Annotated in this window: 13 protein-coding genes; 6 read left to right on the top strand and 7 right to left on the bottom strand. The window is 73.8% G+C overall.

Annotation, left to right across the window (positions count from 1 at the left end; translation table 11 throughout):
• The first annotated feature begins 199 nt into the window (after positions 1 to 199).
• Positions 200 to 958, top strand: a complete 759-nt coding sequence (locus EF918_RS25100; protein WP_125650748.1) for an SDR family oxidoreductase — start codon at positions 200 to 202, stop codon at positions 956 to 958.
• Between the two features lie 128 nt (positions 959 to 1,086).
• Entirely contained in the window at positions 1,087 to 1,953 is an 867-nt protein-coding gene (locus tag EF918_RS25095) for a PhzF family phenazine biosynthesis protein (protein ID WP_125650746.1), read from the top strand.
• Between the two features lie 114 nt (positions 1,954 to 2,067).
• Here the strand turns inward: EF918_RS25095 and efeU are convergent, their stop codons facing one another.
• From efeU to efeO, 3 genes are read right to left on the bottom strand one after another with little or no spacing between them, the layout of a single operon-like run.
• Positions 2,068 to 2,940 carry an iron uptake transporter permease EfeU gene (gene efeU / locus EF918_RS25090; protein WP_125650744.1) on the bottom strand — a complete coding sequence of 291 codons (873 nt, stop codon included), beginning with the start codon at positions 2,938 to 2,940 and terminating at the stop codon, positions 2,068 to 2,070.
• Between the two features lie 21 nt (positions 2,941 to 2,961).
• Complete coding sequence (gene efeB / locus EF918_RS25085; RefSeq protein WP_125650742.1) at positions 2,962 to 4,260, bottom strand: iron uptake transporter deferrochelatase/peroxidase subunit; 1,299 nt, start codon at positions 4,258 to 4,260, stop codon at positions 2,962 to 2,964.
• A 15-nt stretch (positions 4,261 to 4,275) separates the two neighbouring features.
• The gene (gene efeO / locus EF918_RS25080) at positions 4,276 to 5,424 is read right to left on the bottom strand and encodes an iron uptake system protein EfeO (protein ID WP_125650740.1); all 1,149 of its coding nucleotides are present in this window, start codon (positions 5,422 to 5,424) and stop codon (positions 4,276 to 4,278) included.
• A 360-nt stretch (positions 5,425 to 5,784) separates the two neighbouring features.
• On the opposite strand from efeO, the gene EF918_RS25075 reads away from it, so the two are divergent.
• On the top strand, positions 5,785 to 6,444 hold the full coding sequence (locus EF918_RS25075) for a PhzF family phenazine biosynthesis protein (protein ID WP_125650738.1): 660 nt from the start codon (positions 5,785 to 5,787) through the stop codon (positions 6,442 to 6,444).
• Positions 6,445 to 6,484: 40 nt separating this feature from the next.
• On the opposite strand, the gene EF918_RS25070 is transcribed toward EF918_RS25075, so the two are convergent.
• On the bottom strand, positions 6,485 to 7,132 hold the full coding sequence (locus tag EF918_RS25070; RefSeq protein ID WP_125650736.1) for a heme oxygenase (biliverdin-producing): 648 nt from the start codon (positions 7,130 to 7,132) through the stop codon (positions 6,485 to 6,487).
• 200 nt (positions 7,133 to 7,332) lie between these two features.
• A complete protein-coding gene (map, locus tag EF918_RS25065) occupies positions 7,333 to 8,190 on the bottom strand; it encodes a type I methionyl aminopeptidase (protein ID WP_125650733.1) in 858 nt (285 codons plus the stop codon).
• Positions 8,191 to 8,248: 58 nt separating this feature from the next.
• On the opposite strand from map, the gene EF918_RS25060 reads away from it, so the two are divergent.
• Positions 8,249 to 8,485, top strand: a complete 237-nt coding sequence (locus EF918_RS25060; RefSeq protein WP_125650731.1) for a hypothetical protein — start codon at positions 8,249 to 8,251, stop codon at positions 8,483 to 8,485.
• A gap of 352 nt (positions 8,486 to 8,837) precedes the next feature.
• Here the strand turns inward: EF918_RS25060 and EF918_RS25055 are convergent, their stop codons facing one another.
• Positions 8,838 to 9,452 carry a hypothetical protein gene (locus EF918_RS25055; protein ID WP_125650729.1) on the bottom strand — a complete coding sequence of 205 codons (615 nt, stop codon included), beginning with the start codon at positions 9,450 to 9,452 and terminating at the stop codon, positions 8,838 to 8,840.
• Between the two features lie 96 nt (positions 9,453 to 9,548).
• On the opposite strand from EF918_RS25055, the gene npdG reads away from it, so the two are divergent.
• Positions 9,549 to 10,250, top strand: coding sequence for an NADPH-dependent F420 reductase (gene npdG, locus EF918_RS25050; RefSeq protein ID WP_125650727.1), 702 nt, complete (start codon positions 9,549 to 9,551; stop codon positions 10,248 to 10,250).
• 157 nt (positions 10,251 to 10,407) lie between these two features.
• Positions 10,408 to 10,602 carry a hypothetical protein gene (locus EF918_RS25045; protein ID WP_125650726.1) on the top strand — a complete coding sequence of 65 codons (195 nt, stop codon included), beginning with the start codon at positions 10,408 to 10,410 and terminating at the stop codon, positions 10,600 to 10,602.
• 1 nt (position 10,603) lies between these two features.
• On the opposite strand, the gene EF918_RS25040 is transcribed toward EF918_RS25045, so the two are convergent.
• A complete protein-coding gene (locus EF918_RS25040) occupies positions 10,604 to 11,371 on the bottom strand; it encodes a site-2 protease family protein (protein WP_125650750.1) in 768 nt (255 codons plus the stop codon).
• Between the last annotated feature and the right edge of the window lie 132 nt (positions 11,372 to 11,503).

The following is an 11,503-nucleotide window of genomic DNA, read 5'->3' as shown; positions in this document are numbered from 1 at the left end:
GGGGTGACGGGAGGGGGTGTTCCCTGGGAGGTGGCCCCGGTGGGGCGCGTCCCTCTCTCCGGCATGGGCGACTCCCGTCTCTCGCTCGTCATCTGATCGCTTCGTCGTACCGCGGGGGCGGACGCGTCCATGCTCTCAGGGTTCTCAGCACTCGGAACGTCCCGGGCCCGGCCGTCGCCGTGACGTAGCCTGCGGCCCCATGAACGCTCCCGCGCAGAAGACCGCCGTCGTCACCGGTGCCGGCTCCGGCATCGGCCGTTCCGTCGCCCTCGCCCTGGCGGGCGCCGGCTGGACCGTCGTGGTGGCCGGCCGCCGCCCGGAACCGCTCGAAGCCACCGCCGCGGCGGCCGGCGGGGCCGAGGTGCTGCCGGTGACGGCCGACGTCAGCGACCCGGCGGACGTGGCCGCGCTGTTCACCGCCGTCCGCGAGCGCTACGGGCGGCTCGACCTGCTCTTCAACAACGCCGGGACCTTCGGCCCGGCCGGGGTCGCACTGGAGGACCTGTCGTACGAGGCCTGGCGGCAGGTCGTGGACGTCAACCTCACCGGCGCCTTCCTCTGCGCGCAGGCCGCGTTCCGCCAGATGAAGCAGCAGGACCCGCAGGGCGGCCGGATCATCAACAACGGCTCCATCTCCGCGCACGTCCCCCGGCCGCACTCGGTCGCGTACACGGCCACCAAGCACGCCGTGACCGGCCTGACCAAGTCCCTGTCGCTGGACGGCCGCCCCTACCGGATCGCCTGTGGCCAGATCGACATCGGCAACGCCGCCACCGAGATGACGGAGCGGATGCAGACCGGCATCCTCCAGGCCAACGGGCAGCTCGCGGTCGAGCCGGTGATGGACGCCGCGGACGTGGCCCGGACGGTGGTCCACATGGCGGAGCTGCCGCTGGAGGCCAACGTCCAGTTCGCGACGGTGATGGCCACCACCATGCCGTACATCGGCCGCGGCTGAGGCCGACCCGGCCTTGCCGGCCGGGGAAGCCCCGGCCCGTACCGGCCGCCCGGCCGGGGGCCGTCCCGCCCGTCCCGGCCGGGACGGCCCCGGGGAATGGGCGCCCGCCGGGGGTGGTTGGGGCGATCATGACCGAGATCCTGCGCTACACCGCCTTCTCCGCCGACCCCGCCGGGGGCAACCCCGCAGGGGTCGTCCTCGACGCCTCCGGGCTGGACGACGCCGCGATGCTCGGCATCGCGGCGGAGCTCGGCTACAGCGAGACGGCCTTCCTCACCCCGGACGCCCCGGCCGCCGCCGACGACGGACGGCCGGTCCGGTCCTTCCGCGTGCGCTACTTCAGTCCCCGGGCCGAGGTGCCGTTCTGCGGGCACGCCACCGTGGCCGGCGCCGTCGCCCTCGGGGAACGGATCGGCCCCGGCGAGCTGCTGTTCACCACCCAGGCCGGCCCGGTCCCGGTCTCCGTCGTCGCGGGGGCCGACGGCACCCTGCGCGCCACGCTCACCAGCGTCGCCCCGCACGTCGAGGACGTGGCCGACGCCGACCTCGCCGAGGCCCTGGCCGCACTGGACTGGCCCGCGGCCGACCTGGACCCGGCGATCCCGCCGCGGATCGCCTACGCCGGCGCCCGCCACCTGGTGCTCGGCGCCGCCACCCGGGCCCGGCTCGCCGACCTGGCGTACGACTTCGAGCGGCTGCGGACGCTGATGCTGCGCCTGGACCTGACCACCGTCCAGCTCGTCCACCGGGCCGGACCGGACGTCTTCCACGTCCGCGACCCGTTCCCGGTCGGCGGGGTGGTCGAGGACCCGGCCACCGGCGCCGCCGCCGCGGCCTTCGGCGCCTACGCCCGCGAACTCGGCCTGGTCCCCGAGGAGGCGCTGCTCACCCTCCACCAGGGCGAGGACATGGGCCGCCCCGGAGTGCTGACCGTGGAACTGCGCGCGGGCGACCCCCGGGTGCGGGTCGCCGGAGTGGGCGCCCCGATCGGCTGACCACCGGCCCCGACGGCCCCACCGGCGGGTACGGAGAACGGGCGCGGGCCCGGATCCCCCGAGGGATCCGGGCCCGCGCCCGTGCGTCACCGCGCCGGCCCTGCCGGCCGTACGTCACGCACCCGGCTCGGCCGGGGCCTGCGTCGCGGCGGGCTGCGCCCCGGCCGGGGCGGCCGGCCGGGTACGGCCGAAGGCCTGCGCCCCGAGGAACAGCCCCAGCGTCGGCACCAGGTACAGCGCCCACACCGCGACCTGGAGCCAGGTCGGGTCGGGCTGGAAGTTGAGCGTCCCCTTCAGCAGGGTCCCGTACCAGCTGTCCGGCGGGACCGTCGCGCTGATGTCGAAGGCCTTCGCCGTCAGCCCCGGCAGGAAGTCCGCCTCCTGCAGGTCGTGGACGCCGTACGCGAGCACGCCCGCCGCGACCACGACCAGCATGCCGCCGGTCCAGGTGAAGAACTTCGCCAGGTTGATCCGCAGCGCCCCCCGGTAGAAGAGGTACCCGAGCAGGATCGACGTGCCGATGCCCAGCAGGACGCCGATCAGCGGACCGGCGCCGTCACCGGCCGCCTTCACCGAACGCCATACGAACAGCGAGGTCTCGATGCCCTCGCGGCCGACCGCCAGGAACGCGGTGGTCACCAGCGCCCCGGTGCCCATCGCCAGCGCGGCGTCGAGCTTGCCGTGCAGCTCGGCCTTCAGGTGCCGCGCGGTGCGCTTCATCCAGAAGACCATCCACGTCACCAGGCCGACCGCCACGATCGACAGCGAGCCGCCGATCGCCTCCTGCGCCTGGAACGTCAGCTCCTGGGTGCCGAACTCCAGCGCCGCGCCGAAGCCGAGGCTCACCGCGGCGGCGATGCCCACGCCGAGCCAGATCGGCGCGAGCTTGTCGCGGTGGCCGGTCTTGACCAGGTACGCGACGAGGATGCAGACGACCAGGCTGGCCTCCAGCCCCTCGCGCAGGCCGATCAGGTAGTTGCTGAACACGTCGGTTCCTTTCCTTCGGCCTCAGGCGAACAGCGCCCGGCCCCACCAGTCGTCCTTGTCGCGGACGCCCGGCGGGACGGCGAAGATCGCCGAACCCACGTGCTGGATGTACTCGTTGAGGACGTCGGACTTCGCCAGCTGGCGCTGGATCGGCACGAAGCCCTTGCGGACGTCCCGCTGGTAGGCGAGGAAGAACAGGCCCGCGTCCAGGCGGCCCAGCCCGTCGGTGCCGTCGGTGAAGGAGTAGCCGCGGCGCAGGATCGTCGCCCCGTTGTTGGAGTCGGGGTGCGCCAGGCGCACGTGCGCCTCCGGCTTCATCGCCTTCAGGAACGGCTCGTCGCGCTCCTTGGACTTGCCGACGGGCGCGCCCTCGGCCTTGTCCCGGCCGAAGATGTCCTCCTGCTCCTGGAGCGGGGTGCGGTCCCAGATCTCGATGTTCATCCGGATCCGCCGGGCCACCAGGTACGAGCCGCCCGCCATCCAGGCCGAGCCGCCGGCCACGTCCTTGCCGTCGACCCAGACGTGCTGGGCCAGGGCGGCGGTGTCGGTCCCGGCGATGTTCCGGGTGCCGTCCTTGAAGCCCATCATGTTGCGCGGGGTCTGCTCGTCCGGGGTGGTGGACGAGGTCTTGCCGAAGCCGAGCTGCGACCAGCGCATCACGGTCTTGCCGAAGCCGATCCGGGCCAGCTGGCGGATGGCGTGCACCGCGACCTGCGGGTCGTCGGCGCAGGCCTGCACGCACAGGTCGCCGCCGGAGCGGGCCGGGTCCAGGTTGTCCCCGGGGAACAGCTCCAGGTCGACCAGGGCCTCCGGCCGCCGGTCCTCCAGACCGAAGCGGTCCTTGGCGAACAGCGACGGGCCGAAGCCCAGGGTGAGCGTCAGCCGGGACGGCTTCAGGCCCAGCGCCTCGCCGGTGTCGTCCGGCGGGGCCTGCGGCAGGCCGCCGACCGCGCCCTCGCCGACCGGCAGCCCGGCGGTCATCCGCTCGGCCGCGCGGGTCCAGTCCTTCAGGAGCTGGACCAGCTCCGCCCGGTCCTTGGTCTTCACGTCGAACGCGGCGAAGTGCAGCCGGTCCTGGACGGGCGTGGCGATGCCCGCCTGGTGCTCGCCGTGGAAGGGCACCGCGGCGCCCGTCAGCGCGGCCGGCACGTGGTCGCTGCCGCCGCTGACGGCGGCGACGGTGCCGCCGGCCGCGGCGGCGCCGAGCGCCAGCCCGGCCCCGCCCCAGCCGAGGACGGTACGGCGGCTGGGCGCGGCGGCGGTCCGCTCCGGGGCGGCTGCCCCGGCGTCCACCGTGGTCTGTTCGTTCTGCTCCGGCATCGCGGGACCCTCCGACTACTTGACGACGGCCGCGGCGAGCTTGGACAGCGGCTCACCGAGGGCGGAGACGGCGTCCGACAGCTCCTTGCGCTGGGCCTCGGCGACCTTGTCGTAGGCCTCGAAGTCGTAGGAGTTCTTGTCGGCGCGGTACTTGTCGAGCAGGGTGCCCATCGCGGCGAACTGCTTGTCCAGCTCGGCGGAGAGCGCCGGGTCGTTCTTGGCGGCGACGGGCTTGAGCAGCTCGTAGGCCTTCTGCGCGCCCTCGACGTTGGCCTTGAAGTCGACCAGGTCGGTGTGGCTGTAGCGCTCCTCCTCGCCGGTCACCTTGCCGCTGGCGACCTCGTCGAGGAGCTCCTTGGCGCCGTTGGCCATGGAGGTCGGGGTGATCTCGGCGGAGCCGACCTTCTTCTGCCAGTCGGTGAGGTCGGCCATCAGCTGGTCGGCGAGCTTCTTCTCACCGTCGCCGATCTTGCCGTCGACCCACAGCGCCTTCTCCAGCCGGTGCCAGCCGGTCCAGTCCTTGGCCGGGTCCTGGCCGGCCTCCAGGCCGTCCTCGCGGACGTCGACCTTCGGGTCGATGTCGCCGAAGGACTCCGCGACCGGCTCGGTGCGCTCCCAGCCGATGCGGGAGACCGCGTACGCCTTCTTGGCCGCCTCGACGTCACCGGCCTTGACCGCGTCCGCGAAGGCCTGGGCCTTGGGGAGGGTCTCGTCGGCCTGCTGCTGGACGTACTTGCGGTACTCGGCGACCGCGGCGTCCAGCTCGGGGCTGCGCTTCTCGGTGGCACCCGTGCCGGTGACCTTGAGCTTGGAGCGGATGCCGTCGCCCTTCATGCCGGGCTTGCAGGCGATCTCGTAGTCGCCGGGCTTGATCTCGGCGGTGATGGTGGCCTTGGTGCCGGGGCCGATGTTCTCGCGCTCGGTGACGATCCGGTCGTCGGGGAAGAGCACGTAGACCTCGGTGACCTTGGAGCCCTTGTTCTCGACCTCGAAGGTGACCTTGCCCGCCGCGGTCTCGGCGGCCGACAGCGTGCACTCGGAGTCGGTGGACGTCACGTGCAGGGCGCCGGCGGCCTGGTCGCTCTTGTCGGCGCAGCCGCTGACCGCGGTGAGCGCGGCCACGACGGCGGCTGCGGTGACGACGGTGTAACGGGCGGGTCGCATGGAGGCTCCTGGACGTCGGCGAGGCCCGCCCCGAGAGGGGACGGGCCAGGAAGGCGGACCTAACTTAACCGAGGCTTACCTCACCGTGAGCCGGTCGTCCAGTGATTCGGTTCACACGGCCCGCCCCCGGCTACGGGGCCGTCACGGCGACCTCACGGAGATGCCACGGACCGGTCAAGCACAGGCAAAGGGAGGCCTGCGTTCCGCGGATCGGGTCGGCCCGCGCCGCCCGGGCGGCCGGCATGCCCGCCGGGACGCTGCTCGGTGCGTCGCGCCTCGGCGGCCGCCCCGGCGCAGGCGGGGTGTTCGCGGTGCGCCGCGGGAGCCCGGCCGCCGGCCGGGGCGTGTTTCAATGCCCGCGTGAACGATCTCGACGTGCTCAAGGTCTTCTGCGCGGGGGACGGCAGCCACGGCAATCTGCTGGGTGTCGTGCGCGACGGCCGGACCTGCCCCGACGACGCCTCCCGCCAGGCGCTCGCGGCCGAACTCGGCTACAGCGAGACGGTGTTCGTCGACGATCCCGAACGCGGGATCGTCGACATCCGCACCCCGGGTACCCGGATGGCCTTCGCCGGCCATCCCCTGGTCGGCGTGGCCTGGCTGCTCGACATCGAGGAGCTCCGGCCGCCCGCCGGGTCCGTCTGGGCCCGCGACGACGGGGAGTTCACCTGGATCACGGCCCGCCCCGAATGGGTCGAGGGCAAGCGCACCCAGCAGTACGCGAGCCCGGCCGAGGTCGACGCGCTGCCCACCCCGCCGCCGGGGGAGGGCTGGCTCTACGCGTGGGCCTGGGAGGACGAGTCCGCGGGCCGGATCCGGGCCCGCGGGTTCCCGCGCCGCCCGGACGGGGTGATCGCCGAGGACGAGGCCACCGGCTCGGCGGCCCTGCTGCTCACGGCGGAACTGGGCCGCGCCCTGAACATCACCCAGGGCGCCGGCTCCCAGATCCTCACCGCCCCGGGCCCCGACGGCACGATCGAGATCGGCGGCCGCGTCCGCTTCGCCCCGGCCCTGCCCTAGGGCCCGGCCGGGGCCGCCCGGGCCGGACCGCCGGGTCCGGCTAGGCGCTCAGGGGGAACTGTTCGCCCAGTTCCCGGAAGACCGCCCCGTTGAAGTCGAAGGCGCGCTTGCACTCGTCGATGATGCGCTGCTTCTCCAGGTCGTCCGCGGCGATGGCGTCCAGCAGTTCGCGGTAGGTCCGCTTGAAGGCGGCCGGGTTGGTGATCTGCTCGAAGACGTAGAACCGCACCCCGTCGCCCTTGCGGGCGAAGCCCCAGGTGCGCTCGGCCTTGTCGCGGATGATCTGGCCGCCGGAGAGGTCGCCCAGGTAGCGGGTGTAGTGGTGGGCGACGTACCCGCCGGGCCAGGTGGCGGCGCACTCGGCGATCCGGGCGGCGTACGCCCGGGTGGCCGGCAGCGCGGTGACCGTATCCCGCCAGCCGGGGCCGCGCAGATGGGCCAGGTCCCGTTCGATCGCGGCCACGCGCATCAGCTCCGGGCGGACGAACGGACCCGCCACCGGGTCCTCGCGCAGGTCCCCGGCCGCGTCCTCCAGGGCCCGGTACACGAACCAGAGCTGCTCGGTGTACCGGGCGTACGCGTCCACCCCCAGCCGGCCGCCGAGCAGGTCGCTCATGAAGGTCGAGGTCTCGGCCTCGGTGTGCTGCTCGTGCGAGGCGACACGGATGGCGGTGGAGAAGGCGTCCAAGGCGGACCTCCGTAGGACGGGGTGGGTGGAGAGGGAGAAGGGGTCTCCCCCGATCCTCCTGCTTAGGGTTACCTAAGTCAACAGGTTCCCGACGCACTGTCGGTAACTTTCCCCGCGCCCGGACATGCGAAACGGCCGCCCCCTTGTCGTCGGGACGGCCGTGTCGTGTGTCGTGCTCGCGGGTCGCTGCCGCGCGGCGGCTACGGAAGGGTCAGGATGTCCGCCCCGGTGTCGGTCACCACCAGGGTGTGCTCGAACTGCGCGGTCCGCTTGCGGTCCTTGGTCACGACCGTCCAGCCGTCGTCCCACATGTCGTACTCGTGCGTGCCCAGCGTCAGCATCGGCTCGATCGTGAAGGTCATGCCGGGCTGGATCACGGTGGTCGCGTGCGGGCTGTCGTAGTGCGGGACGATCAGGCCGGAGTGGAACGACGAGTTGATGCCGTGCCCGGTGAAGTCCCGCACGACGCCGTAGCCGAACCGCTTCGCGTACGACTCGATGACCCGGCCGATGATGTTGATCTGGCGGCCCGGCCGGACCGCCTTGATGGCCCGGTTCAGCGCCTCGCGGGTGCGCTCCACCAGCAGCCGGGACTCCTCGTCCACGTCACCGCACAGGTAGGTGGCGTTGTTGTCGCCGTGCACCCCGCCGATGTACGCCGTCACGTCCAGGTTCACGATGTCCCCGTCGCGCAGCACCGTGGAGTCCGGGATGCCGTGGCAGATGACCTCGTTGATCGACGCGCACAGCGACTTCGGGAAGCCGCGGTAGCCGAGCGTGGAGGGGTAGGCGCCGTGGTCGCACATGTACTCGTGGGCGACCCGGTCCAGCTCGTCGGTGGTGACGCCGGGCGCGATCAGCTTGGCGGCCTCCTCCATCGCCCGGGCGGCGATCCGGCCGGCGATGCGCATGGCCTCGACGGTCTCGGCGTTCTGCACCTCCGGACCCGTGTACGGCGTGGGGGCGGGCTTGCCCACGTACTCGGGCCGGCGGATGTTGCCGGGGACGGAACGGGTGGGCGAGAGCTCGCCGGGGACGAGCAGCGACTGGCCAGACATGCATGCGAGTGTATCGAGCGCCGATCGGGCAGCATGGCGGCAGAGGAAGGAGCATCGGATGGCTCTGTTCAAGAAGCGCCAGGTGGGCAAGCCGGGCGAGTGGTACTACTGCCTCGTCCACCAGAAGGTCGAGGAGGGTCCGGAATGCCCGGCCAAGGACCGCTTCGGCCCGTACGCCACGCCCGAGGAGGCGTCCCACGCCATGGAGACCGCCCAGCAGCGGAACCTGGAGTGGCAGAACGACCCCAAGTGGAACGACCCGTCCCGCGACGGGGACGAGGACACCAGGCCCTGAGCGGGGCGTAGCCGGGCCGCGCCGCTCGCCCGTCGCGGGCGCTGCCGCTCGCCCCGCGGCCGCCGGCCGCGGGCCGCCGGCCGTCCCGGAGCCGCTGGGGCCCGGGGCGGGGCCGGACGCGGGGGCGCCGCGGACGCCGGCGACCCGGCAGCTCGGCGGATCGCTCGGGGACGGGGTCCTCCGCAGGGGCGCCGCGGGAGCCGGCGGGTCGGCGGTGGGCCGTGGCCGGGTCGCTGCGGGGCGGCGGATCGCTCGGGGACGGGGTCGTCCGCAGGGGCGCCGTCGGCACCGGCGGATCGGGCGCGCGCTGGAGCGGCTGCTCCGGGACAGGCCGTCCTCAGGGCATGCGGGGTCACCAGCGGATCGGTGGCGGGGCCGTCAGTTGGTCGGCCAGGCGGGACAGGCGGTCGCGCAAGCGCCGCGGGCCGCGCTGGACCGGGAGGCTGTTCTCCCCGGCCGCCGCGCTGACCAGGTGCTGCACGGTGTCCAGGTCGAGCCCGGCGTCGTCCGGCACGGACAGCGCGTCGTGCGCGAGGCCGCCCAGCTCCTCGTCCCCGCCGTCCAGGGACAGCACGGTCGCCCCCGCCCGGCGGGCGTCGTGCACCCGCTCCAGCAGCCCCTCGCCGGGCGGCCCCGGCGCCACCACCAGCACGGTGTGCCCGCGGCCCGCCGCGGCCAGCCGGCCCAGCCCCACCGACAGGTGCGGCGGCTCGTCCGGCAGCACCCGGTGCCGCACCAGCGTCGGCGCCAGCTCCGGCTGCCCCGACCACGCCGCCTCGTCCACCAGGTGCGCGGCCAGGTGCCAGGGCTCGTAGCCCTCGGTGCCCACCAGCAGCAGCCGCCCCCCGGCCGCCGGGCCCACGGGCGCCACGGACCGGCGCAGCATGGCCGCGAAGCGGCGCGTGGCACCCGGCCACTCCGTACCGGCCAGGACCTCGCGCAGCAGCGCCACCCTCACGGCGTCCATGGCCCGCATCCTGCCCGACCGGGGCCCGGCCGCGGGAGGCGGCCGGACCCGCCTCACCCGTTCGGCCTCGGCCTACCCGGCAGTACGCTCGCCTGCATGACCTCCACTCAGAACACCAAGCCCGCGGCGCGCGACCCGTGGGACCTCCCGGACGTCTCCGGACTCGTCGTCGGCGTCCTCGGCGGCACCGGTGACCAGGGCCGGGGCCTGGCCTACCGGCTCGCCCGGGCCGGCCAGAAGGTGATCATCGGCTCGCGCGCCGCCGACCGCGCCGTGGCCGCCGCCGAGGAGCTCGGCCTCGGCGTCGAGGGCGCCGACAACGCCGAGTGCGCGCGGCGCAGCGACATCGTGATCATCGCCGTGCCGTGGGACGGCCACGCCAAGACGCTCCAGGCGCTGCGCGAGGACCTCGCGGGCAAGCTCGTCGTCGACTGCGTCAACCCGCTCGGCTTCGACAAGCAGGGCGCCTACGCCCTCAAGCCCGAGGAGGGCTCCGCCGCCCAGCAGGCCGCCGCCCTGCTGCCGGACTCCCGGGTCACGGCCGCCTTCCACCACCTCTCGGCGGTGCTGCTCCAGGACACCTCGATCGACGAGATCGACACCGACGTGATGGTGCTGGGCGAGTCCCGCGCCGACACCGACCTGGTCCAGGCCCTGGCCGGCCGGATCCCGGGCATGCGCGGCGTGTTCGCCGGGCGGCTGCGCAACGCCCACCAGGTGGAGTCCCTGGTCGCCAACCTGATCTCGGTCAACCGCCGCTACAAGGCCCACGCGGGCCTGCGGGTCACGGACGTCTAGACGGGCGGCACGCGCGGGGGCAGTGGCGGGAGGGCCCGCACGGCACATCCCGGCCGTGGGCCGGCCGACGGACGCGGCCCCCGGCAGGGGACCGGTTCCGCATGGGGGACACTGGAGGGGCTCGACCCGTCCAGTGCCCCCGAGGAGCCGTGGCCCCATGCCCCGCCTTGCCGTCTTCGCCCTTGTCGTCTGCGCCCTCGCCGTGGCCGCGGCCGTGGTCGCCTTCGTGGAAGGCAGCTTCCTCGGCATCGTCTGGGTGCTGCTGGCGGGCCTGACCTCCAACATGGCCTGGTTCTACTTCCGCAAGGCCAAGGCGGAGAAGGCGGCCCGGGCCGCTCGCGCCGCCGGCTGAGTCAGCCGGCCGCCACCTCGCACAGGCCCTCGGAGCCCTGCCAGAAGGTGTACAGCCGGCGGCCGCAGTACGACTCCAGGTCGGAGACGCCGAGCGCGGACAGGATGTCGTGGACGACGCCGAAGAAGAACTGGTTCACGGCCGGGATCCACAGCAGGCCGAAGACCAGCAGCAGCCCGATCGGCGCGAGCGGCGCCAGCTCGCGGCGGGTGTTGGGGGACAGCCAGGGCTCGATCACGCCGTAGCCGTCGAGCCCGGGGACCGGCAGGAAGTTCAGGATCGCGGCCGAGACCTGGAGCAGCGCCAGGAACGCGAGGGCGAAGCGGAACGGCAGCGGGACGTCGTCGATCCCGCCGAGCCAGAACGGCGCGGTGCACACGAGGGCGAACGCGACGTTGGTCAGCGGCCCGGCCGCCGAGATCAGGCTGTGCTGCCAGCGGTGCCGGATCACGCCGCGGTTGATGTACACGGCCCCGCCGGGCAGGCCCAGTCCGCCGAGGATCACGAAGAGCACCGGCAGCACGATGCTGAGCAGCGTGTGGGTGTAGGCGAGCGGGTTGAGCGTCAGATAGCCGCGGTCCTCCACGCCCAGGTCGCCGCTGTGCAGGGCCGTGCGGGCGTGGGCGTACTCGTGCAGGCAGAGGGAGACCACCCAGGCGGAGGTGACGAAGAGGAACACGGCGAGCCCGGTGCTCGTCGAGTACCCCGTCCACACCGCCCAGCCGGTCACCGCCATGACGGCGACGATCCCGAGGAACACCGGACTGATCTGCCGCGCCCCGCGGTCGCCGACGGTCTCAGCACCTGCGGCGGCGGTGCGTGGCGCGGCTCCGCCGTACCGGTTCCGTCGTTCGCGGGCTGCGGGCCGTACCGGGCCGGGCGCGCAGTTCCCCGCGCCCCT

This window comes from Streptomyces sp. WAC06614 (assembly GCF_003949795.1).
GTDB lineage: Bacteria > Actinomycetota > Actinomycetes > Streptomycetales > Streptomycetaceae > Streptomyces.
This window is presented reverse-complemented; position numbering and strand designations above follow the sequence as displayed.